The following is a 25,919-nucleotide window of genomic DNA, read 5'->3' as shown; positions in this document are numbered from 1 at the left end:
CGGAGCTGTGATACGCGATTTTGTCGTGTAGTGAGGTTGGATGGATCTGCACTGCTTCGTTACGCCGGAATGGGAGCCGCGCATCCGCCCCGCTTCCCCGAAGCGGGACTGGATGGACGCAACGCCTGAAGCTTATGCTTACCGTTGCCTTCCCTTGGACATCGGCAATGCACATGGGTGGGAAATCCTCAGCCCGTGCAGTTTTGCCGCGGTGTGGGACGGCGGCCCGGCAGCCTCGTCGGTTCACATCGACCTGTCCCAGGCCACGCAGGCCCCGTTCGTCCCGGTTTCGCTATTCGGAGCCGGCATCCTGACTTTTCATATCGAAGCGATATTCCGGACGCCGCCGGACTGGAACCTTTGGGCCAGCGGACCCCCCAACAGCCCGAAGGATGGCATCGCCCCGCTTGCCGGGATCATCGAGACGGATTGGTCACCCTATACCTTCACCATGAACTGGAAATTCACGCGGCCGGACCAGGTCGTGCGGTTCGAAGAAGGCGAGCCCTTTTGCTTTTTCTTTCCGGTTCCGCGCGGCGCCATCCAGCAATTCGAGCCGCGTATCTTGCCCATATCGAGCGATCCCGAGCTTGCCGCGCAGTATCAGGCCTGGAGTGAGTCCCGCCTCGAATTCCATCGCGAGATGGAACGGAATCCGCCGACCGATCCCAGCGACCGCTGGCAGAAGCTTTATTATCGCGGGGTTTGCCCGGATGGGCGAAGCGGTTCCGAAACGCATGAGGTGAAGCTGCGCATCAAGCCCTTCGTTAAGAGCGATTGACCCTTGTACAACGAACTTGATATCAACAGCCGGGGATTCGTTCTCTGCTACGAGCCAATCGTTCCGGCTTCAGCCATGGCGCAAATTGGGCGAAGCGATGAAGAGTTTAGGAGGCGCGTATGAATCTGCGACTGGGGCTGATCGCAGCCTTCACCGTTACGACCCTGGCCTATCCGATCGCGGCAATGGCCCAGCAATCGGACCCGATTACCGTTACGGCCCGCGATGACGCCGCGGAAGACCAGGTGATCGTCTGCAAATATGAGATGAAGACCGGCAGCCGGTTCAAGGAAAAAACCTGCAAGACCAAGCTGCAATGGGAGCAGATGCGCATCCAGCACCAGAAGGATGCCGAGGAAATGTTTAACCGGCCGACGATTGAAACCCGTCGCGGCGGCTAGAGTCTTTCCAAATGTCCGGCTAGGGCAAGCCCATGAATTTGCCCAATATGCTTTCCGAAGCCGCACAATTGCATGCGCGTGGTGATTTGCTCGGTGCGCGTCGGCGCGCCGAGGAAGCTTTGGCCGCCGACCCCAAGAGCGTTGTCGCGCTGCAGTTCGTCGGGGTGCTCTATTGCCAGACCGGCGAACCCGGCCTCGGCGCGGATTTCCTGACCAGCGCGCTGAAACAATCTCCGTCCGACTTGCCAACGCGGCTCAACGCGATGCAGGCCCTGATGGATTCCGGCCGGGTCGAGGAAGCGGACAAGCTGGGCAGGGATGCGCCGCCCAGCACGTCAGCCGCCGAGTTTCTGCGCCTCAGGGCGTCGATCGCCAAGCGGCTCGGTAATATAGACGAGGCGCTGGGCTTCCTGAAACGGGCCGTTGAGGCGGCGCCGAATGACCATGCGGCGTGGAACAACCTTGGTAATGCACTGCACGAAGCGGACGATACCGAAGGCGCAGTCGAGGCGCTGCGGCGTGCGGTTGAATTGCGGCCGGATGCCGCCTTCGTCCACGTCAATCTCGGCCGGGCCCTCGCCACCGCCGACCGGCATCAGGAAAGCCTCAGCCAGTTTGAGGAAGCCAGCCGGCTGGATCCGAACGACGGCATCGCACTGTTTGAGATCGGCAAGGCATTGGTTCGTATGGGCCATCCGACCCGGGCGCTGCCATTTCTCGGCAAAGCCGCAAGCTTGCGGCGCGATGACTCCAACATATTCCTGGTCATGGGCCTGGCCTTTGCCAGGCTCGACGACCTGGAAAAGGCCGAACAGGCCTATCGCCTGGCTATTCAGACCGACCCGAACTCCGCGGCCGCCTACCTCAATGTCGCGATCCTGATGGAACGCGGCAATCGGACCGAAGAGTTGGTCGAACTGCAGGAGAAAGCGCTGGCGCACGGCGTGAAGGGCCAGGAAGCTGACTTCGTACAGGCGCTGGTTTATCGGCGGGAAGGTAAGCTGGAGGACGCGTTGCGGCTCGCCCAGCAGTCGCATGCGGATAGTCTCGATTCAGCGATCCGGTCCAATTTCATCGGCGAAGTCGCCGACCGGCTGGGCGACGCCGAAACTGCCTTTGCCGCTTTTGCGGAGATGAACCGGATCACCGCCCGGCGTCCCGACGCAGTCGTTTATGATCCGACCCAATGGGGACGTTTCATCGAAGGACTCACCGAGAAGACCACAGCGGAATGGTTCGCGAAATGGCAGCCCGTGGTCCCCAAGAACGACCCGCCCGCGCCGGCATTCCTGGTCGGATTTTTCCGCTCCGGAACGACATTGCTGGACACGATCCTGATGGGCCACCCGGCTGCCCAGGTGATCGAGGAGCAGCCGATGATCGTCCGGCTGGAAGAAAGCCTGGGCGGACTCGACCGCTTGCCGGATCTGGACGGCGCTGCGGTCGATGCGCTGCGCGACCGATATTTCGCCGAGCTTCCAGAGCCGCTCGTGCCGGGCAAGCTGCTGATCGACAAGAACCCCCTGGCGACACGTCGCGCTCCGCTGATCCACCGCATCTTTCCCGATGCGCGCTTCATCTTTGCGTTGCGGCACCCATGCGACGTAGTGCTGAGCTGCTTCATGCAGAATTTCCAGGTGAGCGAGGCGATGGTCAGCTTCCTCGACTTGACCAACGCCGCGCTGCTCTACGACCGGGCGATGACCTTCTGGCAAAAGTGCCAGGAGATCTTCCCACTCAACGTTCATGCCATCCGCTATGAGGAAATGGTCGCGGACACGGAGGGCGAACTAAGGAAGCTGCTCGCATTCCTTGGCCTCCCATGGGACGACAAGGTGCTCGACCACCAGAAGACCGCGCTCGACCGCGGCTATATCCGCACGCCGAGCTATGCCCAGGTGACGGAGGGCATCTACGTGCGCGCCAAGGGCCGCTGGGAGAAATACCGCAAGCAGATGGAGCCCGTGCTGCCGATCCTCGCACCGTGGGTCGAGCGGTTCGGTTACGAGCCGCTCGAGCTGTAGCTAGCGGTCGCGCGCCCAGCCGGTAATCGCATAGCGCGCGGTCGGAGCGAATTGCGGCACGTAGGACACCGCGTGCCAGCGCGGCACGGCGAACAGGTTGAGACTGTTGAAGCGCGGCTTGTAGCCGGCCTCGATATCCCCGTCTTCGTCGAAGAACATGAGGTAGCCGCCCCAATCGGGTCGCCATTCGGTCGTCGTGAAATTGAGCACATAGGCGACCCGCCAACCTTCTTCCTTGTGGCTGTCGCTGTGCAGGCTGAGGAACTGGCCGGGACGGTAAAGCGTCGCTTGGGCGTCGGCCTTGACCAGCTCGGCGATGCCCGTGACATCGCGCAGCAGCGCCAGGAACGGGTCGTCGTTAATATGCTCGAGCAGCAGTTCGAGCGGGCTGCCAGGGTGCCATTTCTCGAGGTAAGCGTCGAGAATCGGGTAGGCTGTGTAGGCGAAGGCATATTCCGTGCCCTGGATCGCCTTGCCGATCGCCTGGGCCATTGCGGGCCCGTCGCCCGGGCCGAGCTTGGCCATGTCGCCGGCGCGCAAATGGTGAGGGCCGTTAGCGCCTGCCTGCCACGACAAGCCCCACGGCGTTTCGGTCGAGAGGATGCGCGCGATTTCGAGCGCAGTCCGCTGGGTCAGCACATCTCGGACCTGGATCCTGCCATCCCGGGCGAACTGCGCCGCCAGCGACTGGCGGTCCAGATTGGGATTGATCTCGAACAGGGGGGTAGGCTCGTCGCCGGTTTGAGAGGCCAACTCATTCTCCGTTAGTTTAGACCCGCTCTACACCGTGGGGCGGGCGGCCTCAATTCGCGCGATCAGCGGCTGCGTAGCCAGCCGGTAACGGAGATGCGCGGGCGCGGCGCATAGCTTGCCACCTGGGTCACGCAATGCTGCTGGCCGACTTCAAACAGGTTGAGCAGGTTGAAGTCGGGGACCATCGCGTCGATGCGCGCGGTTTCATCTTCCGGGAAGAGCAAGAGCCCGCCCCATTCGGCGCGCCAATCCCTGGTCAAGTTGAGGACATAGGCGAACGAGCGTTGCTTGCCCTCGACCGCATCGTCATGACGGGTCAGGAACGCGCCGTTGCGGTATCGCGTCGCCTGGCAGTCGGCGAACTCAATTGTGTCGCATCGAGTGATTGCGCGAAACCAGTCGACCGTCGCCGATGAACTCAGGAAGGACGCGAAGTCGGCAACCAGCCTGCCCATTGCCCGCCGGTCCGCCTCCTCGTCCGGCACTCGGATCGTGTCGAAACGAAACTGGAAGCCTTCGACCGCCTCCCGGTCGATCTTGCGGTCCAGCAAGGCGCGCTGCTCAGGGTCCATTGCCGCCAGCTCGTCGCAGCCGATCTCATAAACATTGTCGCCGGCATTCATGACGTGCCGCCAGTCGGTTGATTCAGTCAAATGCCGGAGAAGGTCCTCGGCCCCGGGCGCAACCAGGAATGCCGGAACCTGGATGCGCTTGTGGCGGCCAAGCTCGTCCGCAAGCCGGCTCGCGTCGTGGGCAGGATTCAGCGCAAAGGTCATGCCGCCTCGATCATCAGCCCGCCGTCGCCTTCGTCAACCTTGACCGTTGACCCGTCCGACACCCTACCGGCCAGAATCTCGTCGGCCAGCGGATCCTGCAGATATTTCTGAACCGCGCGCTTCAACGGTCGAGCGCCATAGACCGGATCATAGCCGACCCGGCCCAGCCAGGCGCGAGCCGCATCGGTCAGGTCGAGGTGGATCTTGCGGTCGTCGAGCAGCTTCTGAAGCCGCTGGATCTGGATATCGACGATCGGACCCATGTGGCTGGCCGACAGGCGATGGAACAGGATGATTTCGTCCAGCCGATTCAGAAACTCCGGCCGGAAATGGCCACGAACCACTTCCATCACCTGCGCCTCGACATTGGTTGGATTTTCATCCTCGCCCAATGAGGCGAGATATTGCGACCCGAGGTTCGAAGTCAGGATGATGATGGTGTTGGTGAAATCGACCGTGCGGCCCTGGCCGTCAGTCAGGCGGCCGTCGTCGAGCACCTGCAGCAGGATGTTAAAGACATCGCCATGGGCTTTCTCGACCTCGTCGAACAGCACGACCTGATAGGGCCGGCGGCGAACGGCTTCGGTCAGTACGCCGCCTTCCTCATAGCCGACATAGCCTGGAGGGGCGCCGATCAGCCGGGCAACGGCATGCTTTTCCATGAACTCGCTCATGTCGATGCGGACCATTGCCGAAGCGTCGTCGAACAGGAATTCGGCCAGCGCCTTGGTCAGCTCGGTCTTGCCGACGCCGGTCGGCCCGAGGAACAGGAAGGAACCGAGCGGGCGATTGGGGTCCTGAAGCCCGGCGCGGGCTCGGCGGACGGCCGCGGAAACGGCTTTTACCGCATCGGCCTGGCCGATTACGCGCGCGCCGATCGCCTCTTCCATGTTGAGCAATTTTTCGCGCTCGCCCTCCATCATCCGTTCGACCGGAATTCCGGTCCAACGGCTGACCACGGCGGCGATATCCTGGTCGGTGACTTCCTCGCGCAGCATGGCGCCCTTCGAGGCCTGTGAAGCCTCACCGAGCTTTTTCTCAAGCTCGGGAATGCGGCCGTACTGCAGCTCGCCGGCCTTGGCGAGGTCGCCGGCCCGCTGGGCCTGCTCAAGCTCGATCCGGGCCGCGTCGAGCTGCTCCTTGATCTTGGCTTCGCCCGCGATCTTGTCTTTTTCCGCCTGCCAGCGGGTGGTGAGCTCGGCCGACTGCTGCTCCAGGTTGGCGAGTTCCTGCTCAAGCGTTTTCAGGCGGTCCTTGGAGGCGGAATCGCTCTCTTTCTTCAACGCCTCGCGCTCGATCTTCAGCTGGATGATCCGGCGGTCGAGATTTTCAATTTCCTCGGGCTTGGATTCGACCTCCATGCGGATCCGGCTTGCGGCTTCGTCCATCAGGTCGATTGCCTTGTCGGGCAGGAAGCGGTCGGTGATGTAGCGGTTGCTTAGCATAGCGGCGGCGACGATCGCCGCGTCGGTGATGCGCACGCCGTGGTGCAGCTCATACTTCTCCTTGAGTCCACGAAGGATGGAGATGGTGTCAGGCACGGTCGGCTCGCCGACGAACACCGGCTGGAAGCGCCGCTCCAACGCCGCGTCCTTTTCGACATGCTTGCGATATTCGTCGAGCGTCGTTGCGCCGATGCAGTGCAGCTCGCCTCGGGCGAGGGCGGGCTTCAACAGGTTGGAGGCGTCCATCGCGCCTTCGGACTTTCCCGCCCCCACAAGGGTATGCATTTCGTCGATGAACAGGATGATGTCGCCTGCCGCCTGCTTGACCTCGTCGAGCACCCCTTTCAGCCGCTCTTCGAATTCGCCGCGATATTTGGCGCCGGCGATCAGCGCGCCCAAGTCGAGCGACAACAGCCTCCGGTCCTTGAGCCCGTCGGGGACGTCACCGTTGGCTATGCGCAGCGCCAGCCCCTCGGCGATGGCGGTCTTGCCGACGCCGGGCTCGCCGATCAGCACCGGGTTATTCTTGGTGCGGCGGGCCAGCACCTGAATGGTGCGGCGGATTTCCTCGTCGCGACCGATGACCGGATCAAGCTTTCCCTCGCGAGCTGCCTCGGTGAGGTCCCGTGAATATTTCTTGAGCGCATCGTAACGGTCCTCGGACGCCTGAGTGTCGGCGGTGCGGCCGCCGCGCAGCTTGTCGATGGCGGCATTTAGGTTCTGCGGAGTGAGCCCGGCCTTGGCGAGGGCGGCCCCGACATCGCTATTTTTGGCCAGCGCCATGGCGAGCAGGATGCGCTCGACGGTGACATAGCTGTCATTGGCCTTGGTCGCGATTTCCTGAGCCTGATCGAGCAAACGGATAAGGTCGCCGTCAACGCCGGGCGCAGACGTGGCTCCGGAGCCGGTGACGGCCGGCTGCTTGGCGACCAGTGCATCGACCTCCCGCCGCGCCGCGGCGCCGTCACCGCCTGCGGCATTGATCAGGCCGACGGCCATGCCCTGCTCATCATCGAGTAACGCCTTGGCATAATGGGCCGGCGTGATCCGCTGATGATGTTCTCGAACCGCGATGGTCTGGGCCGCCTGCAGGAAGCCGCGAGCGCGGTCGGTCAGTTTCTCAAAATCCATGGGTACCCCTCAAGTTGGAGGCCATGTGGTGTGTTATCGGCGTAGCACAACCCTAGGGTTTTGGCGCCTTGGCCGCGTTGGGCGCAAACTTTTCGCCGAAGAAGTCCCCGGAATACCAGCGAGGGGCCTGCGGCGCGTCGGCCAGATCGCGCGCGATCAGATAATTGATCCGCGCGAATTTGGCCCCAGCCTCCCAATTGATTGGCTGCGACAGGTCGTCGCTGGGATCGTGGTAATGCTTGTCCTCATATTCCTTCCATGCCGCCTCGCCGCCATTGGCGTAGCCGGTAGACAGGATGACGGCCGGGGTTCCTTCCTTGACGAAGCTATAATGGTCTGACCGGACGAAACTATTCTGATCCGGGGCCGGATCGGGTGACAATTTGAGCCCCATCCGTGATGCCGCACGGCCGACCGTCGCGCCAATGGTCGAATGCTCCGCGCCAAAGGCGATCACGTCGGAGAAGTCATAGGTCAGCAACGGCTCGTCCAGGTTGACGTCGGCGACCAGCTTCTTGCCCGCGGGCTCGGGATATTTGGCGAGATATTCCGAGCCGTAGAGGCCCTTCTCCTCGCCGGTCAGGGCGACAAACAGGATCGAACGCTTCGGCCGCTGCCCGCTGTCGACGAAAGCGCGCGCCGCCTCCAGCATGGTGGCGACGCCGGCGGCATTGTCCATCGCCCCGTTGGCGATCCTGTCAGCCTGGTCGACCGGCATGATGCCAAGGTGGTCGAGGTGCGCGCTCAGCATCACTACCTCATTCTTTAGCTGTGGGTCGGTGCCTTCGAGCAGTCCGAGAACATTGGCGCCCTGAACCTTGTCGATCACGCTGTAACGCTCCACCCGGACCTGGGCGGGCAGGGCAAATCCCTTCGGCCGAGCCTTCCTGTCGGCCAGGACGGCGGCGAGATTCTTCTCAAACGGGCTTCCTTTGAACAATGCCTCGGCCGCGGTGCTATCGATCAAGGCGCTCAGCCGGAGCGCGGCGGTCGGGTCTTCAACATGGCCATCGGGATGGACCCAGCGCATCCGCGGCAGGGCGCTGTTCTTGACGATCCTGTCCCAGGGAAAAATCTGCAACAGGGATTGCGAAGCGATGCTGATCGCTCCGACGGCGCCCTTTGATACGGCCAGCTCGCTCTTCTTGTCGTTGAGCGTCGCCGCAATTTCGCTTGGAAGGCCCTCCGGCGTTCCCCACAGGTAGACGACTATTTTTCCGCGAACGTCGAGCCCGCCATAATCGTCGAGGCCGAGCGATTCATTCTCAAGGCCGTATCCGACGAACACCAGGGGTGCGGCCTGGTCGATCACCGCCGCGGCCACAGTCGGGCCGATGATGATATGCTCGTTGTTGGCGAAGCGGGTTCCGTTAATGGTCAGGGATGATGGTTTGGCGGGATCGGCCGAGGCGGTGACGAACGGTACTTGCTGGTACCAGCCGTTCTTGCCGCCGGGTTTCAGACCCAGCGCGTCGAATCGCGACGCGACATAATGGGCAGCGATGTCATAGCCGCGACTTCCCGTGGCACGGCCCTCGAGCAGATCATCGGCGAGGAAGGCGACATCGGCGTGGACCCGCTCGGCGGAAAAAGTCTGTGCGCTGGCGGCGCCCGATAGCAACAAGGCAGCAAAAGCAACTGGACGCAGCATCGGAAACTCTCGCTCCCCGGAAAATCGCCGGCGGACGATGAAGCCCAATTGCCTCCTCCGCAACCCTCAGTTGCGGGGCGCCGAAGGATCGGGAGAGACGGGAACACCGGCGAAGTCCGGCGGAGCGATGGGGAAGGGCATTGGTCCCTCGGCCAGCACCGCCGTGCAGCCGAAATGCCCCTGGGCGCCCGCCATGCCCCATTCGCGAAACTTCTTGGCGTCGACGTGAAACCGGATGCCCTTGTAGAGCCCGAGGCCGACGTAGAATTGCGCGCCGCTAGCCAGGTGGATCTGGCACAAGCGGGTCATTAGCGCTTCGCGGGTAATCGGCCTCAGCGGCACCATGTCGACCGCTCCAAGCAGCTTGTGGGTGCTCTCCGGCGCTCCGCCGGCGCAAGAGTTGAGGCGCTCGTTGCGGTAAACCGACACGACCTCGACCGGGCCGATCCGGGGAATCACATAGGCGCCGACGTAGCGCAGCGCGGCGACGATGTTTGGCCACGCGCCAGGCGGTGGAATCTCATAGGGCTCGGCGCCGCATTTCTCCCAGTCGGTGGCAGTGCGCAGCAGCTGCCAGGTCGGCACGACTCCGCCGACGCCATAGGTCGTCAGATAATCGTTGAAGGCCTTCACATAGACCGGGCGCCACGACACTCTGCCTACCCAGGCGCGGTAGCCGGGCTCATCCTGCCCGGCTGTGACATAGGGCGCCGCCGGATTCCACTGCGGCATCGCCTGGGGGCTTTGGGCAAGCGCCGGGGCCGACAACAGCATCAACATCGCGATTAGCCAGCGGGTCATTGCCCATAAGAACTCTCCGGCGATTGAAAAGCAACGCCGCGCACCGCATGTTTCGGCCATGCAGCGCCCGATCGACGTCGATATTCCGCACAAGCTTGGCCGTGACGAGGCCCACCGCCGGATCGCCACCAACATCCACAAGCTCAAGGATCAGATTCCGGGTGGGGCCAGTCATATCGACGCCAATTGGTCTGGCGAGCGACTCGACCTCACCGTTCATGCCATGGGCCAGGCGGTCGAGGCGCGGATCGACGTCGAGGAGACCAAGGTCCATTGCCATATCCAGCTGCCCGGGATGCTCGCATTGTTCGCCGGACCGATCGAGCAGATGATGAAGCTCAAGGGCAGCGACTTGCTGCTTGAGGACAAGCGCGACTAGGCTCTTCCCTGAGGCAACAGGGGAGTCGGCATGCGGCATTTCGCGATCGTGGGTTCCGGGCCGGCCGGCTTCTATACCGCCGAGGCGCTGGCCAAGGCCTATGGCGATCAGGCCCGGATCGATATCGTCGACCGCTATCCCGTGCCTTATGGCCTGATCCGCTTCGGCGTTGCGCCCGACCACCAGTCGCTGAAGGCGGTGTCCAAACGCTACGACCAGGTTGCCGAAGGCGACACGGTCGAATTCGTCGGCAATGTCGCGGTCGGCAGGGATGTGTCCGCCGATGAACTCCGCACTCTGTACGACGCCGTGATCCTGGCGATTGGGGCGCCGCACGATCGCAAGCTCGGCATCCCCGGCGAGGATTTGCCGGGCGTGGTCGGATCGGCCGAGTTCGTCGGCTGGTACAACGGCCATCCCGATTTCGCCGACCTGGATCCACCGCTCAGAAGCGCCAATGCGGCGGTCATCGGCAACGGCAATGTCGCGCTCGATTGCGCGCGTATCCTGTCCAAGAACCGTCATGAGTTCGAAGGGTCGGACATCGTCGCCCATGCGCTGGATGCGCTCGACCATTCGGCGATCCAGACGGTGACGATTCTCGGTCGCCGCGGACCGCACCAGATTTCGATGACTCCCAAGGAATTGGGCGAGCTCGGCCATTTGGAAGTGGCGACGCCGGTCGTCGAGGCCGCCGACTTCCCGCCGGTCGAAGCCGACGAGACGCTAGAGCCGGGACATCGCAAGTCGATCACCATCTTGCGGGAGTTCGCGAGCTCGGGGCCGGACGCATCGAAGGCCAAGCGGATCGTCTTCGACTTCTTCGCCAAGCCGCTCAGGATCGAAGGCGACGGCAAGGCTGAGCGGTTGATTGTCGAGCGGACCGTGCTCGACGACAGCGGCGCGGCCCAGGGTACGGGCGAGATCTATGAGGTGCCGGCGAGCCTGATCGTCACCTCGATCGGCTACCAGACCCCAAGGATCGACGGCGTTCCTTACGACGAACGGGGTGGCAAGTTCGCCAACGACCAGGGCAGGATCGCCGACGGGCTCTACGCTGTGGGCTGGGCGAGGCGCGGACCGACCGGCACGATCGGCACCAATCGTCCCGACGGCTATGAAGTGGCCGATCGGATCGCGGCCGCGATGCCGCCCGGATCGGGTGGCGGAAAGCCGGGGGCGGAGGGATTGCGGGCGCTGCTCGGCGAGCGCGGGCTCAAGGCAACCAGCTTTGCCGATTGGCGCACTATCGAAGCGGCCGAAGTGGCCGCTGCGCGCCCGGGTTGCCCACGCGAAAAGATGGTCCGGCACGAGGACTGGCTAAAAACGTTGGGCCGCTGACCCGCACCTCCTTCGACTTCGCTCAGGACATGGCTTGCGCGATCCGGACTCGCCAGCTAGGAGGCCGCTCGCCCTGCACCGGACCGTCTGGTCCGGGAGCCCGGTCGGGGAGTAGCTCAGCCTGGTAGAGCACTGTCTTCGGGAGGCAGGGGCCGGAGGTTCGAATCCTCTCTCCCCGACCATCATCATTTTCAGGGCCATGCGGGGCATGGTCCGAAATGGTGATTCATTTTGACCATCCGCGGGATGGTCAAGGTGCCGCGATGGGTCCGGCCCACGCGCATTGCCCTGACCGGTCTCGCGGCCTAATCTTGCACGCCATGACCAGCCAGTCGGATGAAGTGCATATCGCGCACCGTTTCCGCGGGCCGCCCGCCTCCGGCAATGGCGGTTATGTGGTCGGGCTGGTGGCCGAGTGGATCGACGGTCCGGCCGAGGTTACGCTGCTGGCGCCGCCGCCGCTCGACGTGCCGCTTCATCGCCGCCGCGACGATGCCGAAGTAATGCTGTTCGATGCGGAGCGAAATTATGCCCGCGGACGGCCTTATGACGAACCATTCGATTTCGACCTGCCGGGTCCCCCGACGGAAGACGAACTGGAAGCTGCGGCGATGAGTTTTCCGGGTCCTTCCGGCCATCCGATCCCCGGATGCTTCGTGTGCGGCACCGAGCGCGGGCCGGGCGACGGACTCTGCATCTATCCCGGCGAGAGCCCGCACCGCGACGTCGCGGTAGCGGAATGGTCCGCGCCCGCGGAATTCGCTGACGACCATGGCCATATCGAAGAGCGATTTATCTGGGCGGCGCTCGATTGCCCGAGCTATTTCGGCCTGTGCGAGCCGCGGCCGCTGGCGTTGCTGGCCCGGCTGGCGGGCAGGGTCGACCGGAAGGTGACACCTGGCGAGCGGCTTAGCATTACCTCCTGGGAATTGAGCCGCGAAGGCCGCAAGCACCATAGCGCGACGGTAATCCACGATGAGGCGGGCGACGTCGTCGCACTCGCCAAGGCACTCTGGATCGAAATCAATCGGCTGCCGGGAGGGGGCGCTAACTAGATCTCAACTGTCGGGCGATTACGAATTTGCGATGAACGCGCACGGCGATATCGCCATTCTGTTTAAGGAAGCGCATCGCCAGGCCATCGACGACGCAAATCGTTGGCGTGGCCGGTGCGTCAACCAGATTGCGCGCGGGGAACTTATTATAGGACAGGCGCTCCTCAAGAAGCTTGGCGGCAAATCAATGCCCTTGCTCTTCGGCCAGCGCATTGCGCGCCTCGCGGAGCTCGTCAAAAGCCAACCGAAGCAAGCGAAAGCGCTTGAGGATTTCAAGCTTCAGGCCAGCGACCGCAATTTCATCGTCCACGGTGCGGGCAAAATCTATGTCGATAGCCACGGCCAATGGCTGTTGACGCTGGAAGCCCTGGATCGTGACGGCGTGAGCCGCAGTCATGTTTCGCAGGGCGAGGCGGAGCAGAGCGTGCGCGAACTGAAATCCGCGGTCGATCGCCTCTCCGCAGTATTTCCCGCCTAGCTCGTAGAGCGAGCCAAGCGGCGCAAAGATCAGGCCAATATCCCGGGACGAACCTCTTCGATCCTGGTGCAGCCGGTCAGCGCCATCGCGACGCGCATTTCCGCCTCGATCAGTTTCAGGAGATGGGCGACGCCCGCTTCGCCGTCGGCCGCCAGGGCATAGGCCCAGGCGCGGCCGAGCAGGACGAAATCGGCGCCGAGCGCCAGCATCCGGACGACGTCGAGGCCGGACCGGACTCCGCCATCGACAAGCAGCGGGACGCGGCCGGCGACGGCGTCGGCGATGCCCGGCAAGGCCTGCGCGGTCGACATGGCCCCGTCGAGCTGCCTCCCGCCATGGTTGGAAACGACAATGCCGTCAGCGCCGTGATCGAGCGCGGCCCGGGCATCGCCGGGATCGAGCACGCCCTTGATGACGATCGGTCCGGGCCACTGGCCGCGCACCCAGGCAAGGTCGGCCCAGCTAATGGACGGATCGAAATTGGCGCCGATCCAGCCGAAATAATCCTCCAGGCCCGTATTGGCCCCAAGTACCGGCTCGAGATTGCCGAGGCTGTGCGGCCTGCCATGAAGGCCGACGTTCCAGGCCCAGCGGGGCTTTGCGACCGATTGGCAGAAACGGCGAAAGGATGCGCGGGCGCCGGCAGGCACGGACAGGCCCGAACGGGCGTCGCGATAGCGGCTGCCCGACACCGGCAGGTCGACGGTCAGAAGCAGGACCGAACAGCCTGCGTCGCGGCCGACAGCGAGAAGATCGGTAAGGAACGCTCGGTCCTTGATCATGTAGAGCTGCAGCCAGAACGGCGCCTTCAACTCGGCGGCAATCTCGCGCACCGGGCAGACGCTGAGCGAGGACAGGGAGAAGGGTAGGCCGGCGGCCTTGGCTGCCCGCGCGGCCTGAACTTCGCCGCGCCGGGCATACATGCCCGACATTCCAACCGGGCCAAGACCAACCGGCAGTGTGTAATCCGTGCCGAACAGGTTGGTCGCCAGGTCGATCGCCGATACGTCGCGCATCACGCGCTGCTTCAGCGTAACCGACTGCAAATTCTCGATATTTCGCCTGAGCGTTACCTCGTCGTAGGAGCCGCCGTCGATATATTCGAACAGAAAATGGGGCAGTCGCGCCTTGGCGAGCGCACGAAAGTCGCCAACGCTTGCCGCGATCCTCGCCAACTCAGCTCGCGAAACCCGGATCGAGCCGATAGGCCTTCCGCTTCAGGGCGGGCCAGGCGAGCATATTGGCCGCAATCGAGAGTCCCGCGGCACCCTGCTGGCCGGCAATCTCGGCGGCGCCCTGCGGGGGATTGTTGACCTTGTCGCCGGCGGAGAGCGCCATGATCTGCGCCTGGCAAGCGCGCTCGAGGAAGTAGAGCTTCACGAAGCATTCGCCGACGTTTCGGCCAACCGCCATGGTCCCGTGATTGCGGAGCAGCATGGCATCCTTGTCCCCAAGGTCGGCAACAATCCGCTCGCGCTCGTCAAGGTCGACCGCAATCCCCTCATAATCATGGAAGGCCAGATCGCCGCGGATGATCATCGCAGTCTGGGTCAACGGCAGCAGGCCTTCTTCATGGGCGCTGACCGCCTGTCCGGCCGGGGTATGGAGGTGCATCACCGCATGGGCGTCCTCGCGCGCCATGTGCACCGCCGAATGGATGGTGAAACCGGCCGGGTTTGTGATGAAGGGAGTCGGCTCGACCGGGTTGCCGTGAATGTCGACCTTGACCAGCGAGCTGGCGGTCACTTCCTCGAACATCAGCTGATAGGGATTGAGCAGGAAGTGATGCTCGGGACCCGGAATGCGCGCAGACAGGTGGGTGAAGATGAGATCGTCCCAGCCATAATGCGCGACCAGCCGGTAGGCCGCGGCGAGATCGACCCGGATTTCCCATTCCTCGTCGCTGACCTTGCCCTTCATGCTGGGAATTTCGACCTCGGCGAGCGCCTTCAGGTCGTCCATTCCGCGGCTGATATTATCAACCCTGTTCATTTCACTGCTCCTGTCGGTCAGGGTGGGCGGCAGCAAAGGCCGCATGAGCGCTGGCGGTTTCGTCGGCGCGACGCAAGGTGGGATAGGCCGTAAGCGGCACCGAGAAGCGCCGTGCATTGTAGAGCTGCGGAACCAGGCAGATATCGGCGATGGTCGGCGCATCGCCGAACAGGAAGGCTCCCGCGTGCGGCTTCGCCATTTCCTCAAGTGCCGCAAGACCCTCGGCCACCCAATGGCGATACCATTCGTCCTTGGCTTCCTCGCTGACCCCCAGCTCGCCGCGCAGATATTTGAGGACGCGAAGGTTGTTGAGCGGATGGATGTCGCAGGCGACCGTCAGCGCCATCGCGCGAACATGGGCGCCGTCGGCCGCATCGGCCGGCATCAGCCGAGGCTCCGGAAACTTCTGGTCGAGATATACCATGATCGACAGGCTTTGCGTCAGCCGATGGCCGTCGATCTCCAGCATCGGCACCAGCCCCTGGGGATTGAGGGCGCGATAGGAGGCTTCCTTCTGACCGCCTTTGGCCAGGTTTACTTGCCGCTGGTCATAATCGATGCCCTTGAGGTTGAGCGCGATGCGCACGCGATATGCCGCTGAAGAGCGGAAATAGTCATAGAGCAGCGCGCGAGCCATCGGCGGATGCTGCGCCTGCTTGGCCTCATTCGTCAATAAAGGGCGCGATGACTTCGGGTGGGACTCGGATCGGCCGGCCGCTGGCCTTGTCGATGATCGCCCATTGCGTGACTGCGCGGACCCGGACCTTGCCGTCCTCGCCGACGAATTCCATGTGCCGGTCGAACCGGGCTCCCCTGGGCGCCTCGCCGACCCAGGTCCGGCCGGTCAGCACATCGCCTTCGAAGGCGGCGCGGAGATAATCAATCTCGTGCCGGACCACGACCCAGATGTAGTCGTCCTGATGGTCAGGCGCCGCGACGCTGTACCAATGTGCTAGCGCTACTTCCTGAATCCACTGGACCCAGACCGCATTGTTGACATGGCCAAGCTCGTCGATGGCGTCGGCTGGCGCGATGATGCGATGCTCGAACATGGGGCGGTTCATGGCTGCGAGATCAGCACCGTGTTGGGGTATGGCCAGTGCCCCGCACCGGCCTAACACCAGCTCCGCTTCGAGCCGATGTAACGGTGGGCCAGGCCCTCGTCCATCAACTGGCCGCCGATCGACTTGCCGTCGCGGCGGATGACCATCAGGTCGCGGCCGCGCCGATCCTGCCGTTGCAGGCGATGCGCGACCATGACGAACGGTCCCTCGTTGAGCAGCACAAGCAAGCGGTCGGCGGCGCGGCGGGCCAGCGCCGCCTCGGCCGGACAGCGCGGTTCGGCAAGTTCCGGTGCGTCGATCCCGGTGATGCGGATCTTGCGGTCGCCAAGCTTGAACGTGTCCCCGTCGATGACGCAGGCGGAGCCCCGTCCCGGACCGCATCGGGTAAAGGTTGCAGCAACCTCTTCGGTCGCACCGAGAGGGCCGACCGGTTCGATCAGCGACGGGTCGAGCAATGCGCCGGCGAGCAACAGCAATGGCGCGAGCCAGAGCAGTTGCCGAATGTCGCGCCGTTGGGGTTTGAACGACGGCGGCCGCCGGTGCGGCGTGAAGTGCTTCTTCCTGAACATCGGCGCGGACTTTGACTCAGATCATCCGTCTGCGCCAGTCCACGTCGGTTAGGGTGTTACTGACCCTCTTCCTCGAAGGTCACCGCAACATCGGCATTGGCCGACAGCCGCACCTTGTCGCCTTCGACTTCGGCGACGAGGCCGCGCGAGATGAAATGGTGATGGCCTTCATGGCTGCCGATATTTTCCGACTTGGTCAGCTTGATCCGGTCGCCGTCGATCCGGTCTACCGTGCCGACATGGACGCCATCGGCGCCGATCACTTCCATATGTTCCTTAATGTCCTCAAATCCGCTCATCGCTGTCCTCCTTCGAGCTATGTTACGCCAAACGAACCAGAATGATTTCGGATGCGTCAGGGCCGTGCATCGAGGTCGCTCCTGGCAATGTGCCAGCGGCGCTGTTCCTCGGTCGATCCGGGCACATCATTGACTCGCCGAAGAGTCATGGTCCCTACCAGATTGAACGGCGCTCCGCTTGTCGTTTTGCCGTACAATCGGAAGGGGACGTCGATGTAGATCGAGCCGGCGGCACCCTCGCTGTTGCCGGGCTTTCCGACTTCCGAATGAATTTCGGCATATTTGTCATAGGCGGCGACGAATTGTGCCTGGGTCAGCCCGCTCGCGCGGCCATTGTCGGACCACAGCCGATACGCTTCGGCGAATTTGCGCTGTTCGAGCAGGCCGCCAAACATTTGCATGACCTGGCCTGCTCCCTCGGCGCTCTTCGGGTCGATCGGCCCCTTGGGTTCCTCAAGCGGCGTGCGGTCGTCCGGCAGGCCGCCAGGCTCGCCTGGCCTGATCGTTTCCGGATCGACCGGCGCGGGCTCAACCTTATTTGCTTCCGCGATGGGCGAAGGCTCGGCCGTATTATCCGACTGGGCTTTGCCCCATGCGGCGCAAGCCACCGAAATGGCCAGGATCAAGGCAGTACGACTCACGATATGCTCCCTCGGCTGAGCGCCTCAAGCGAATGACGGGCTGCATCGTTCCATACGGGGGCTTGATGGGAACCGGCGGGGAAAGCAATCGTTCGTTTCGCAGCGAAAATGGAATTTCAGGGAGTAAATCATGGCCGACGACAATAACTCGAAAGAACATGTAACCATCGTCGAAACCGATGGTGGCGGCGGAAGCGGCGGAGTGCTGGCAGTAGTGCTGCTGGTGATCGTCGTGCTGGTGCTGTTGTTCCTCTTCCGGGACCAGCTCGGCTTCGGTGCCGACAAGACTGACATCAACATCCCCGACAAGATCGAGGTCAACGTCAACTGATGAACCTAATGGGTCGGGACTCCCAAAGCACGAGGCCCGACCCCATACTTCCCGACTGGCGGTTTGAAATATTTGGCGGGCCAGCGTAACGCGACGACGCATGAGCCATCCGTTCGCCTTGAACCGCATCCATCACGCCGCCTATCGCTGCAAGGACGCAGGCGAAACCGTCGCCTGGTACCAACGGGTGCTCGGCATGCGTTACACCAATGCATTTGCTGAGGATCATGTCCCCTCCACCGGCGCTTACGATCCCTACATGCATGTGTTCCTCGACTGCGGTGGGGGCAATGTCCTGGCGTTCTTCGAGCTTCCCAACCAGCCCGAAATGAGCCGGGACCCCAATACGCCCGAATGGGTGCAGCACATTGCGTTCGAAGTCGCCGACCTTGACTCATTGCTGGCCGCCAAAACGCATATCGAGGCCCAGGGCGTCGATGTGCTCGGACCGACGTTTCACGGTATTTTCCGCTCGATTTATTTCTTTGATCCCAACGGCCACCGGCTTGAGCTTGCGTGCAATATCGGCACGGACGAACAATATGCCGAGCTCGAGCGCGTTGCCCCATTGATGCTCGAGGAATGGAGCCGGACCAAGAAGGCGCCGAAGCACGCCCAATGGCTCCATGTCGATCCTGGCTCATTGGCTGAATGAGCGAGATTGACGAAACCCATGACCCGGCGCGGACCAGCTGGGTCGAAAGCGCCAATGGCCATCCCGATTTCCCGATCCAGAACTTGCCGCTCGGTGTATTCTCGGTTGGGAAGCAGGAGCCGCGGATTGGAGTTGCGATCGGCGAAATGATTTTCGACTTGAAGGGCGCTTCGGCGGCCGGCCTGCTCGACGATCATTGGAAGCTCGCGCTCGGCCTGTCGACGCTCAACGCCTGGTTCACCCACGGGCCGGACGACGCCCGCGAATTGCGCAGGAAACTGTCGGGCCTGCTTAGCGACGAGCGCTACCGGCCCTCGGCCGAGCCTCACCTGGTCCGCGCCGCCACGGTCGAGATGCATTTGCCGTGCGACATTCACGACTACACCGATTTTTACGTCGGCATCCATCACGCGACCAACGTCGGCCGGCAGTTCAGGCCCGACAATCCGCTTCTCCCCAACTATAAATATGTGCCGATCGGCTATCACGGCCGAGCAAGCTCGGTGCGCGTTTCGGGCACGCCGGTGGTGCGACCCAAGGGACAGCGCAAGCCGCCCGACGCGGAAGCGCCCGACTATGGCCCCAGCCGCCGGCTCGACTATGAGCTGGAGCTCGGCATCTTCATCCGCTGCGGCAATGAGCTGGGCAACACTATCCCGATCGGAGAGGCGGGCGGCCATATCGCCGGCTATTGCCTCTTGAACGACTGGTCGGCGCGCGACCTCCAGGCCTGGGAATATCAGCCGCTTGGTCCGTTCCTGGCCAAGAATTTCCTGACCAGCATTTCGCCGTGGATGGTCACCGCCGAGGCGCTGGCGCCGTTCCGTAAGGCCATGCCGCCGCGCCCCGAGGGCGATCCCGCGCCCTTGCCTTATCTGCTCGACGAGGCCGACCAGGCCGCCGGCGGGCTGGGCATCGAGCTGGCCGTTACCCTTGAGACCGCCAGGATGCGTGCGGCCGGGGCCGAGCCGCATGTCCTCAGCAAGGGCGAGGCGGCGACAGCGATGTACTGGTCGGCGGCGCAAATCGTTACCCACCATGCTTCCAACGGCTGCAACCTCCAGCCCGGCGACCTGATCGGCACCGGCACGCTGTCGACCGCCGAAGAGAGCGGACTGGGCTCTCTGCTGGAGATCAGCCAGGGCGGCAAAGCGCCGATCACTTTGCCCGGCGGCGAGACCCGCAGCTTCCTCGAAGACGGCGACGAACTGACGCTGTGGGCCCGCTGCATCGCCGATGGCGCGGTGCCGATCGGCTTCGGCAGCTGCACAGGCCGGATCCTGCCCGCGACCTGACGGCCGGTTTAGCTGATAATCTGAACATCGCGCCCCGCGAAACGTTGTAGGCGCGGATGGAGAGACCATCCTTGAGCGCGCCGATAGTACCGGCGCTCACGGCGTCGCCGCGAGCACTTGCCGGCGACAGGCCAGTTGCTGGCGTCCAGCTCTCCCATCCGAGCGGCGAAGGAAAGGGAGACCTACCCATGTCGGTTCATCTTATTCGAGTCACTGCGGCGATGATGGCTGCCTCGCTAGCCATCCCGATCGCCCCCGCCATCGCGCAAGATCATGAAGTGGTTGTCCGCGGCCTTCCGCAAGGGTCGCAGATGCGGATGGTGTCCTATCGCGACCTCAATTTGAACATCATCGCCCATCGCAAGATCTTGGACGAGCGCGTCGAGCGAGCCGTGCGCCAGGTCTGCGATTTCCAGGGGAAAGACAATCTCGCCAAGGATTATCATATGTGCGCCGACCGGGCCTGGGGCGGGGCACGGCCGCAAATTACGCGGGCCTATGTGCAGGCGTCGCGACTGGCCTATGGCCGTTGAGCGAGCCGAGTTGAACCAGCCGGACGGAACGCAAATGTGACGAAACCGATGCGACCGTCCGGCCACCGGTCGAAATATCAAGGCGCTTGGCAGCGACGAACAGCCCCCGCCGAAATCCCCCTGCAACGCCATCGAAGCGCGGGTGCAATCAATCGATCCTAAGGGCATCTCCCGGTCACCTCTTCGTGACCGTAATGAGGGAGAAGACGAGATGCTTACCCGCTTTAACACTGTTACCGCAGCCGTTTTGTCAGGGGTCGCGGCATCTCTTGCATTCGCCATGCCGGTATCGGCCGCCCAGGAAAAACCGGTGGTGGTCTATGCCGAACCCCAGGAAAATATCCGCACAGCCCATGTCAGCTATGCCGATCTCAACCTGGCCCAATCGCGTGATGCCGGGTTGTTGAAATCCCGTGTCGCCGGTGCCGTCAGGGACGTCTGCCTCTATGAAAATCGGGCGGCGTTGCAGGACGGTGCCTATTACAACTGCGCACAGGGCGCATGGAATAACGCCAATCCGCAGATCGCCCAGGCGGTTGCCAGGGCCAATGAGATAGCGCTCAACGGCTACAGCGCCATCCCAGCGGCCGCGATCCGCATCGCTGCGCGATAGATTTTCGATTGCGCGCAATGCCTGCCCTCGCTTGTCCGCCGGACAAGCGAGGGCAATCATTCAAGGATAAAACGCTGCCATTGCCGTGCTTCTTGACAATTGGATGGGCAAGAACGAGGCTTGGGGCGTGACGGAATTTCGCGCCCTCGCCAATCATTTCCAGCCCGCCGCTGCGGGTTCGGCTTGGCTTTGGTGGCGTGAAATGAACCTCGCGGCGCGATGGCGCGGCTGGTGAGCTGATCGACTGCATCGACACTTACTGACCGACCTTCGACCCGCCTTTTTGGCGGGTTTTTCTTTGCCGAGAGGATTTTCCCATGTTGACCCAAGCCCATTTGACGGCTCCGCCCAGCCGTCACCCCGTCGCCGACACCGGCCCGGTGCCGAACCCGCTGCCGCGCCTGCTGGCGGGCGAGGATCTTCCGGCCGACGATTCAGAGCATCTGTTCGAGCGGCTGGTGCTCGGCAGACTCGAGCCGGCCGAGATCGCGGGCATGCTGATCGCGCTCAGGATGAAGGGCGAAACTGCCGAGGAAATGATCGGTGCCGCACGCGGGCTGTTCGCGGCGGCGCTGCCATTCGACCGGCCGGACTATCAGTTCGCGGATTGCTGCGGCACTGGCGGCGACAGTTCGGGACTGATCAACGTTTCGACCGCCGTCGCATTCGTCGCCGCGGCCTGCGGCTTGCCGGTCGCCAAGCATGGCAATCGCAGCGTCAGTTCGCGATGTGGTTCGGCCGACGTGCTTGAAGCGGTCGGTGCGAGAATCGACGTCGATCCGACAACCGCCCGAAGGGCGCTGGACCAGACCGGATTCTGTTTCCTGTTCGCGCCAGCCTATCATCCGGGAATGAAGCATGCGGCGCTGGTGAGGCGTCAATTGCATGTGCGCACGGTGATGAACTTGCTCGGCCCATGCATCAATCCGGCGAGACCGTCGGTCCAGTTGCTCGGCGTGGCCGATCCAAGGATGTTGCGGCGGATCGCGCAAACGCTCGATGCGATGGGCGTCGACGAGGCGCTCGTTGTCCATGGTTCGGGACTGGATGAAGTCGCACTGCATGCCGAGACCCGGGCAATTCGCCTGTCGAACGGCGAATTTGCCGAAATACTGATTGCGCCCGAAGATGCTGGCCTTCAGCGGGCACCGCTCAGCGTCGTGACCGGCGGCGACGTGGCGGAGAATGCCGCGCGCCTGCGATCGTTGCTGGACGGTGGCGGCAGCGCCGCGGAGCAGGATATTACCATCCTGAACACCGCCGTCCTGCTGCTGGCTGCCGGAAGGGCATCGAGCTTGCGCGACGGAGCGGAATTTGCGCGCGAGGAGCTGCTATCCGGACGCGCCGGCAACGTGCTCGATGCCTATATTGAGGCGACCCGTGGCTGAATGCGTCCTCGACGGGATCGTTCGCCGCAAGCGGCAGGATGTCAGCGCTCGGCTCCAAGGCGTAACGCTCGACCCCGAGCCGACACGAAAGAGCCTGCGATCGGCTCTTGCCCGCCGAGGCGCGCGCTTCATCATGGAAGTGAAGAAGGCATCGCCTTCCGGCCACCGCGGCAATGTCGGAGTGGCCGAGGCGGCCGCCGCCTACGCACCCGTGGCGGACGCGATCAGCGTGCTGACCGACGAGCCCTATTTCTCAGGATCGCTCGACGATCTGAGGGCTGTTCGAGCTGGTTTCGCCGGGCCGATCCTGGCGAAGGACTTCGTTATCGATGCGAAACAGGTCACCGAAGCCCGCGCGCACGGCGCGGACGCCGTGTTGGCAATCCTCGCCGCGCTGAACGACGATGAAGCGGCCGACGTGATTTCCGAAGCGCGGCGGCTCGGCATGGATGTGATTGTCGAGGTTCATGACCGGGCGGAATTGCAACGTGCGATCGCGCTTGATGCCAGGATCATCGGCATCAACAACCGCGATCTCCGGACCCTGGAAACCGACTTGGCCGTGACCGAGCGGCTGGCAGGCCTTGTTCCTGAGGATCGCATCGTCGTCAGCGAATCCGGTATCCGTTCGCGGCGCGACGTCGAACGGCTCTCGGAAAAGGTGGATGCCTATCTGGTCGGATCCTCGTTGATGGCATCGAGCGACATCGCCCAGGCCGCCCGTGCGCTGGTGTTCGGACCGGTCAAGATCTGCGGCCTGACCAGGAGCGCCGATGTCGCGGCCGCTGCCGCGGCCGGTGCGACTCACGCCGGCTTCGTCTTCGTCGATGGAAGCCCGAGGCGCGTCGGCGAAGAGGCCGCCGGGCTAGCGGCAATTGCGCGCGAGCGAGGTGTCCTTCCGGTTGGCGTATTTGGCGACGTAACCGCTGCCGAGATTGTGCGTATTGCAAGCGAACATGCGCTGCGGGCCGTGCAGCTGCACGGCCGCCACGACCTCAAGCAGCTGCGCAAGGGGTTTGCCGCCAACTGCGAGATTTGGGCGGTCTCGGGTGTCGACGATGTGGTCGAGCCCACGCCGACCGGAGCCGATCGAACGCTGTTCGATACCAGGCTCGCCGGTCGAGCCGGCGGTACCGGAAAGGCTTTTGACTGGGATCTGATTGCAGCTCACCCCGATCTTCCTAACGGCTTTCTTGCCGGTGGAATCGGGCCGGCCAATGCTCGCGCCGCCCAACGCGTCGGGACTTATGGGGTCGATCTCTGCTCTTCCGTGGAAGCCACGCCCGGCCGGAAAGACCCTGCCAAACTGCGGGCCCTGTTCGAAGAGCTTCGCCTGCCAAGCCGAGGAAGCCTGCAATGTTGATGGATGGCCGCTTCGGCCGCTTCGGCGGCTGCTTCGTTCCCGAGATTCTCGTTCCTGCCCTTGAGCAGCTCGAGGCCGCGTTCCTTGACGCCGAACAAGACCCGGGCTTTCGCGCGGAACTCGACGAGCTCCTCTCCACCTATGCAGGCAGGCCAACCCCGTTGACGCCGTGCCGCAACCTTACCCGCGGGAAGGCGCGAATCTATTTAAAGCGTGAGGATTTACTGCACGGCGGAGCCCATAAGACCAATCAGGTGCTCGGCCAGGCCCTGCTTGCAAAACGGATGGGGAAGCGCCGCCTGATTGCCGAAACCGGGGCCGGGCAGCATGGCGTCGCAACCGCGATCGCCGGCGCGCTGTTCGGCTTTGAAACCCGAATTTATATGGGCGCCGAGGACGTCGAGCGGCAACGCCACAACGTCTTCCGCATGGAGTTGATGGGCGCTGAGGTCGTGCCGGTGATGAGCGGCGGTCGCACCCTTAAGGATGCGATCAACGAGGCCCTGCGCGACTGGAGCGCCAGCTTTGCCGACACCCATTATCTCTTGGGCACGGCCGCTGGCCCGCATCCGTTTCCGCTGATGGTCCGCCAATTCCAGCGAGTAATCGGTACGGAGGCCCGGGCGCAGATTCTGCGTGCCGAGGGGCGTTTGCCGGACACGGTGGTGGCCTGCGTCGGCGGCGGGTCGAACGCGATCGGTATCTTCGCGGACTTCGTCGAGGACGCCGCTGTCGAGCTTATCGGCGTCGAGGCGGCCGGCCGAGGGCTGGATGGTACTGACCATGGCGCCACCCTGTTGCGGGGTTCGCCAGGCATTCTGCATGGCGCCGAGACCTTCTTGCTTCAGGATGAGGAGGGCCAGGTCCGGGATAGCTGGTCCGTCTCCGCCGGGCTCGACTATCCGGCGGTCGGTCCGGAGCACGCCTTTCTCAAGGAGTGCGGGCGCGCCCGCTATGTCGGGATCGAAGATCGGCAGGCGATCGCCGCCTTCGCAAGCCTGGCGCAAAGTGAAGGGATTATCGCCGCATTCGAATCCTGCCACGCGGTCGCGCATGCAATGCAACTGGCGGAGACGGCCGAAGACAATTCCATCATCGTCGTCAGTCTTTCGGGCAGGGGAGACAAAGACGTCATTCAGGCCGAGGCTCTGCTGGGGAAGCGGCAATGAGCCGCTATGCCAGCATGTTCGAGCGATTGGCCGCGCAGGGCGATGCCGCCTTCGGTGCGTTTCTGGTGCTCGGCGATCCGGATCTTGCCACGAGCGCCGCGCTGCTCGATGCCGCCGTCGAAGGCGGGGCCGACATGATTGAGGTGGGCATTCCCTTTTCGGACCCCGTGGCCGACGGGCCGGTGATCCAGGCCGCGGCGCAGCGGGCGCTGGCGGCGGGAGCCAGGGTTGCTGACTGCCTTGGACTCATCGCCGATTTCCGGATTCGCCACCAGGACGTCCCGGTCGGGATTTTGACCTATGCCAATCTGGTCATGCCGGGACGTGGCTTCATGCATGAAGCGGCGAAAGCCGGGGCGGATAGCCTGCTGATCGCCGACGTCCCGGCGATCGAGGCGGAGCCATTCGCGCGGCGGGCGGAGCAGGCCGGGCTCGAACCGGTGCTGATCGCGGCGGCCAACACACCGGAAGCGGCGCTCAGGCGCATCGCCGCAATGAGCAAGGCTTACACCTATTGCGTCAGCCGGGCGGGGATCACCGGCACTCACTCGGTAGGTGAATTCGATGCAGAGTTGATCCTGCGGCTGAAGGCGGCGGACGCGCCGCCACCGATATTTGGCTTCGGCATTTCTGAGCCAGCCCATGTTCGTGCTGCGCTGAAGGCCGGCGCGGCGGGTGTTATCTGCGGCTCGGCGATTGTCAGCGCGGCGGCGCAATCAGATTATTCGCCGGCCCGGGTGAGCAGCCTGGTTTCAGAATTGAAAGGTGCAACCACGCGCTGCGCGGAATGAGGATTAGTAATGGTGCCGCTTAGGTGACTCGAACACCTGACCCCATCATTACGAATGATGTGCTCTACCAGCTGAGCTAAAGCGGCATGCCCAGGGGCTTGCGGATGCGCCCCTACACGCGCCGCCGCACGCGGGCAAGCCTGCGGACTGCCCTTTCATCGGCCTGTTAACCTTAACGGTTTAGCAACCACTTTTGGACA

28 protein-coding genes and 2 tRNA genes are annotated in these 25,919 nt (G+C 63.5%); 17 read left to right on the top strand and 13 right to left on the bottom strand.

Annotated features, from left to right (window positions below; all coding sequences use genetic code 11):
• The first annotated feature begins 40 nt into the window (after positions 1-40).
• The 3 genes from LZ518_RS08970 to LZ518_RS08960 all read left to right on the top strand — a co-directional run bounded on the left by LZ518_RS08970 (position 41) and on the right by LZ518_RS08960 (position 3,206).
• Complete coding sequence (locus tag LZ518_RS08970) at positions 41-781, top strand: DUF6065 family protein (protein ID WP_249915656.1); 741 nt, start codon at positions 41-43, stop codon at positions 779-781.
• Between the two features lie 119 nt (positions 782-900).
• Positions 901-1,182, top strand: a complete 282-nt coding sequence (locus tag LZ518_RS08965) for a hypothetical protein (protein WP_249915655.1) — start codon at positions 901-903, stop codon at positions 1,180-1,182.
• Between the two features lie 32 nt (positions 1,183-1,214).
• Complete coding sequence (locus LZ518_RS08960) at positions 1,215-3,206, top strand: tetratricopeptide repeat-containing sulfotransferase family protein (RefSeq protein ID WP_249915654.1); 1,992 nt, start codon at positions 1,215-1,217, stop codon at positions 3,204-3,206.
• Here LZ518_RS08960 and LZ518_RS08955 read toward each other — a convergent pair whose 3' ends face one another.
• From LZ518_RS08955 to LZ518_RS08935, 5 genes are all read right to left on the bottom strand, one after another.
• Positions 3,207-3,959: a 2OG-Fe(II) oxygenase gene (locus tag LZ518_RS08955; protein ID WP_249915653.1), complete on the bottom strand. Its 753-nt coding sequence runs from the start codon at positions 3,957-3,959 to the stop codon at positions 3,207-3,209.
• Positions 3,960-4,021: 62 nt separating this feature from the next.
• On the bottom strand, positions 4,022-4,735 hold the full coding sequence (locus LZ518_RS08950) for a 2OG-Fe(II) oxygenase (protein ID WP_249915652.1): 714 nt from the start codon (positions 4,733-4,735) through the stop codon (positions 4,022-4,024).
• A complete protein-coding gene (gene clpB / locus LZ518_RS08945; protein WP_249915651.1) occupies positions 4,732-7,311 on the bottom strand; it encodes an ATP-dependent chaperone ClpB in 2,580 nt (859 codons plus the stop codon). The genes LZ518_RS08950 and clpB overlap by 4 nt, the downstream gene beginning before the upstream one ends.
• A 52-nt stretch (positions 7,312-7,363) precedes the next feature.
• Positions 7,364-8,962 carry a M28 family metallopeptidase gene (locus tag LZ518_RS08940; protein ID WP_249915650.1) on the bottom strand — a complete coding sequence of 533 codons (1,599 nt, stop codon included), beginning with the start codon at positions 8,960-8,962 and terminating at the stop codon, positions 7,364-7,366.
• Positions 8,963-9,028: 66 nt separating this feature from the next.
• Complete coding sequence (locus LZ518_RS08935) at positions 9,029-9,763, bottom strand: D-Ala-D-Ala carboxypeptidase family metallohydrolase (RefSeq protein ID WP_249915649.1); 735 nt, start codon at positions 9,761-9,763, stop codon at positions 9,029-9,031.
• A 58-nt stretch (positions 9,764-9,821) separates the two neighbouring features.
• On the opposite strand from LZ518_RS08935, the gene LZ518_RS08930 reads away from it, so the two are divergent.
• The 5 genes from LZ518_RS08930 to LZ518_RS08910 all read left to right on the top strand — a co-directional run bounded on the left by LZ518_RS08930 (position 9,822) and on the right by LZ518_RS08910 (position 13,016).
• A complete protein-coding gene (locus LZ518_RS08930; RefSeq protein WP_249915648.1) occupies positions 9,822-10,142 on the top strand; it encodes a polyhydroxyalkanoic acid system family protein in 321 nt (106 codons plus the stop codon).
• 30 nt (positions 10,143-10,172) lie between these two features.
• A complete protein-coding gene (locus LZ518_RS08925) occupies positions 10,173-11,483 on the top strand; it encodes an FAD-dependent oxidoreductase (RefSeq protein WP_249915647.1) in 1,311 nt (436 codons plus the stop codon).
• A gap of 105 nt (positions 11,484-11,588) precedes the next feature.
• Positions 11,589-11,665 (top strand) — tRNA-Pro (locus tag LZ518_RS08920).
• A gap of 138 nt (positions 11,666-11,803) precedes the next feature.
• On the top strand, positions 11,804-12,538 hold the full coding sequence (locus tag LZ518_RS08915; RefSeq protein WP_249915646.1) for a hypothetical protein: 735 nt from the start codon (positions 11,804-11,806) through the stop codon (positions 12,536-12,538).
• Positions 12,459-13,016: a hypothetical protein gene (locus LZ518_RS08910; protein ID WP_249915645.1), complete on the top strand. Its 558-nt coding sequence runs from the start codon at positions 12,459-12,461 to the stop codon at positions 13,014-13,016. The genes LZ518_RS08915 and LZ518_RS08910 overlap by 80 nt, the downstream gene beginning before the upstream one ends.
• A 29-nt stretch (positions 13,017-13,045) precedes the next feature.
• On the opposite strand, the gene lldD is transcribed toward LZ518_RS08910, so the two are convergent.
• Genes lldD through LZ518_RS08875 form a run of 7 tightly spaced genes read right to left on the bottom strand, consistent with a single transcriptional unit; the run spans position 13,046 to position 17,581 of the window.
• Entirely contained in the window at positions 13,046-14,191 is a 1,146-nt protein-coding gene (lldD, locus tag LZ518_RS08905; protein WP_283938180.1) for an FMN-dependent L-lactate dehydrogenase LldD, read from the bottom strand.
• 1 nt (position 14,192) lies between these two features.
• Entirely contained in the window at positions 14,193-14,978 is a 786-nt protein-coding gene (locus LZ518_RS08900; protein WP_431358234.1) for a class II aldolase/adducin family protein, read from the bottom strand.
• Positions 14,979-15,009: 31 nt separating this feature from the next.
• Entirely contained in the window at positions 15,010-15,645 is a 636-nt protein-coding gene (gene maiA / locus LZ518_RS08895) for a maleylacetoacetate isomerase (RefSeq protein WP_249915644.1), read from the bottom strand.
• Between the two features lie 25 nt (positions 15,646-15,670).
• Entirely contained in the window at positions 15,671-16,072 is a 402-nt protein-coding gene (locus tag LZ518_RS08890; protein ID WP_249915643.1) for an acyl-CoA thioesterase, read from the bottom strand.
• A 50-nt stretch (positions 16,073-16,122) separates the two neighbouring features.
• On the bottom strand, positions 16,123-16,641 hold the full coding sequence (locus LZ518_RS08885) for a thermonuclease family protein (protein ID WP_249915642.1): 519 nt from the start codon (positions 16,639-16,641) through the stop codon (positions 16,123-16,125).
• A gap of 56 nt (positions 16,642-16,697) precedes the next feature.
• Positions 16,698-16,940 (bottom strand): DUF2171 domain-containing protein, encoded by a 243-nt coding sequence (locus tag LZ518_RS08880; RefSeq protein ID WP_249915641.1) that lies wholly within the window; start codon positions 16,938-16,940, stop codon positions 16,698-16,700.
• Positions 16,941-16,996: 56 nt separating this feature from the next.
• A complete protein-coding gene (locus LZ518_RS08875) occupies positions 16,997-17,581 on the bottom strand; it encodes a hypothetical protein (protein ID WP_249915640.1) in 585 nt (194 codons plus the stop codon).
• Between the two features lie 130 nt (positions 17,582-17,711).
• On the opposite strand from LZ518_RS08875, the gene LZ518_RS08870 reads away from it, so the two are divergent.
• The 9 genes from LZ518_RS08870 to trpA all read left to right on the top strand — a co-directional run bounded on the left by LZ518_RS08870 (position 17,712) and on the right by trpA (position 25,719).
• Positions 17,712-17,912, top strand: a complete 201-nt coding sequence (locus LZ518_RS08870) for a hypothetical protein (RefSeq protein WP_249915639.1) — start codon at positions 17,712-17,714, stop codon at positions 17,910-17,912.
• 100 nt (positions 17,913-18,012) lie between these two features.
• Positions 18,013-18,567, top strand: a complete 555-nt coding sequence (locus LZ518_RS08865; RefSeq protein ID WP_249915638.1) for a VOC family protein — start codon at positions 18,013-18,015, stop codon at positions 18,565-18,567.
• A complete protein-coding gene (gene fahA / locus LZ518_RS08860; protein WP_249915637.1) occupies positions 18,564-19,862 on the top strand; it encodes a fumarylacetoacetase in 1,299 nt (432 codons plus the stop codon). The genes LZ518_RS08865 and fahA overlap by 4 nt, the downstream gene beginning before the upstream one ends.
• Before the next feature lie 188 nt (positions 19,863-20,050).
• A complete protein-coding gene (locus LZ518_RS08855) occupies positions 20,051-20,395 on the top strand; it encodes a UrcA family protein (RefSeq protein WP_249915636.1) in 345 nt (114 codons plus the stop codon).
• 211 nt (positions 20,396-20,606) lie between these two features.
• Positions 20,607-21,008 carry a UrcA family protein gene (locus LZ518_RS08850; protein WP_249915635.1) on the top strand — a complete coding sequence of 134 codons (402 nt, stop codon included), beginning with the start codon at positions 20,607-20,609 and terminating at the stop codon, positions 21,006-21,008.
• Between the two features lie 317 nt (positions 21,009-21,325).
• Positions 21,326-22,396 carry an anthranilate phosphoribosyltransferase gene (gene trpD, locus LZ518_RS08845; protein ID WP_249915634.1) on the top strand — a complete coding sequence of 357 codons (1,071 nt, stop codon included), beginning with the start codon at positions 21,326-21,328 and terminating at the stop codon, positions 22,394-22,396.
• Positions 22,389-23,759: a bifunctional indole-3-glycerol-phosphate synthase TrpC/phosphoribosylanthranilate isomerase TrpF gene (trpCF, locus tag LZ518_RS08840; RefSeq protein ID WP_249915633.1), complete on the top strand. Its 1,371-nt coding sequence runs from the start codon at positions 22,389-22,391 to the stop codon at positions 23,757-23,759. The genes trpD and trpCF overlap by 8 nt, the downstream gene beginning before the upstream one ends.
• Positions 23,753-24,928, top strand: a complete 1,176-nt coding sequence (gene trpB / locus LZ518_RS08835) for a tryptophan synthase subunit beta (RefSeq protein ID WP_249915632.1) — start codon at positions 23,753-23,755, stop codon at positions 24,926-24,928. Before trpCF ends, trpB begins: the two co-directional genes overlap by 7 nt.
• On the top strand, positions 24,925-25,719 hold the full coding sequence (gene trpA / locus LZ518_RS08830; protein ID WP_249915631.1) for a tryptophan synthase subunit alpha: 795 nt from the start codon (positions 24,925-24,927) through the stop codon (positions 25,717-25,719). The genes trpB and trpA overlap by 4 nt, the downstream gene beginning before the upstream one ends.
• Before the next feature lie 10 nt (positions 25,720-25,729).
• Here trpA and LZ518_RS08825 read toward each other — a convergent pair.
• Positions 25,730-25,805, bottom strand: a tRNA-Thr gene (locus LZ518_RS08825).
• Positions 25,806-25,919: the final 114 nt, after the last annotated feature.

Origin of the sequence: Sphingomonas brevis, assembly GCF_023516505.1 — a bacterium.
Taxonomy (GTDB): domain Bacteria; phylum Pseudomonadota; class Alphaproteobacteria; order Sphingomonadales; family Sphingomonadaceae; genus Sphingomicrobium; species Sphingomicrobium breve.
The sequence above is the reverse complement of the archived record's forward strand: the minus strand, read 5'-3'. Positions and strand labels throughout refer to the sequence as shown.

Bases quoted from the DNA above. Each gene is read 5' to 3' on its own strand.
- LZ518_RS08910 (WP_249915645.1), top strand. From the start codon at position 12,459: ATGAGGCGGGCGACGTCGTCGCACTCGCCAAGGCACTCTGGATCGAAA.
- LZ518_RS08870 (WP_249915639.1), top strand. From the start codon at position 17,712: ATGGCCGACGACAATAACTCGAAAGAACATGTAACCATCGTCGAAACC.
- trpB (WP_249915632.1), top strand. From the start codon at position 23,753: ATGTTGATGGATGGCCGCTTCGGCCGCTTCGGCGGCTGCTTCGTTCCC.
- LZ518_RS08940 (WP_249915650.1), bottom strand. From the start codon at position 8,962: ATGCTGCGTCCAGTTGCTTTTGCTGCCTTGTTGCTATCGGGCGCCGCC.
- trpD (WP_249915634.1), top strand. From the start codon at position 21,326: ATGTTGACCCAAGCCCATTTGACGGCTCCGCCCAGCCGTCACCCCGTC.
- LZ518_RS08970 (WP_249915656.1), top strand. From the start codon at position 41: ATGGATCTGCACTGCTTCGTTACGCCGGAATGGGAGCCGCGCATCCGC.
- trpA (WP_249915631.1), top strand. From the start codon at position 24,925: ATGAGCCGCTATGCCAGCATGTTCGAGCGATTGGCCGCGCAGGGCGAT.
- fahA (WP_249915637.1), top strand. From the start codon at position 18,564: ATGAGCGAGATTGACGAAACCCATGACCCGGCGCGGACCAGCTGGGTC.
- LZ518_RS08880 (WP_249915641.1), bottom strand. From the start codon at position 16,940: ATGAGCGGATTTGAGGACATTAAGGAACATATGGAAGTGATCGGCGCC.
- LZ518_RS08930 (WP_249915648.1), top strand. From the start codon at position 9,822: ATGCAGCGCCCGATCGACGTCGATATTCCGCACAAGCTTGGCCGTGAC.
- clpB (WP_249915651.1), bottom strand. From the start codon at position 7,311: ATGGATTTTGAGAAACTGACCGACCGCGCTCGCGGCTTCCTGCAGGCG.
- LZ518_RS08950 (WP_249915652.1), bottom strand. From the start codon at position 4,735: ATGACCTTTGCGCTGAATCCTGCCCACGACGCGAGCCGGCTTGCGGAC.
- LZ518_RS08935 (WP_249915649.1), bottom strand. From the start codon at position 9,763: ATGACCCGCTGGCTAATCGCGATGTTGATGCTGTTGTCGGCCCCGGCG.
- LZ518_RS08900 (WP_431358234.1), bottom strand. From the start codon at position 14,978: ATGGACGACCTGAAGGCGCTCGCCGAGGTCGAAATTCCCAGCATGAAG.
- LZ518_RS08885 (WP_249915642.1), bottom strand. From the start codon at position 16,641: ATGTTCAGGAAGAAGCACTTCACGCCGCACCGGCGGCCGCCGTCGTTC.
- LZ518_RS08960 (WP_249915654.1), top strand. From the start codon at position 1,215: ATGAATTTGCCCAATATGCTTTCCGAAGCCGCACAATTGCATGCGCGT.
- LZ518_RS08865 (WP_249915638.1), top strand. From the start codon at position 18,013: ATGAGCCATCCGTTCGCCTTGAACCGCATCCATCACGCCGCCTATCGC.
- LZ518_RS08850 (WP_249915635.1), top strand. From the start codon at position 20,607: ATGCTTACCCGCTTTAACACTGTTACCGCAGCCGTTTTGTCAGGGGTC.
- LZ518_RS08890 (WP_249915643.1), bottom strand. From the start codon at position 16,072: ATGAACCGCCCCATGTTCGAGCATCGCATCATCGCGCCAGCCGACGCC.
- LZ518_RS08965 (WP_249915655.1), top strand. From the start codon at position 901: ATGAATCTGCGACTGGGGCTGATCGCAGCCTTCACCGTTACGACCCTG.
- maiA (WP_249915644.1), bottom strand. From the start codon at position 15,645: ATGGCTCGCGCGCTGCTCTATGACTATTTCCGCTCTTCAGCGGCATAT.
- LZ518_RS08855 (WP_249915636.1), top strand. From the start codon at position 20,051: ATGTCGGTTCATCTTATTCGAGTCACTGCGGCGATGATGGCTGCCTCG.
- LZ518_RS08925 (WP_249915647.1), top strand. From the start codon at position 10,173: ATGCGGCATTTCGCGATCGTGGGTTCCGGGCCGGCCGGCTTCTATACC.
- LZ518_RS08915 (WP_249915646.1), top strand. From the start codon at position 11,804: ATGACCAGCCAGTCGGATGAAGTGCATATCGCGCACCGTTTCCGCGGG.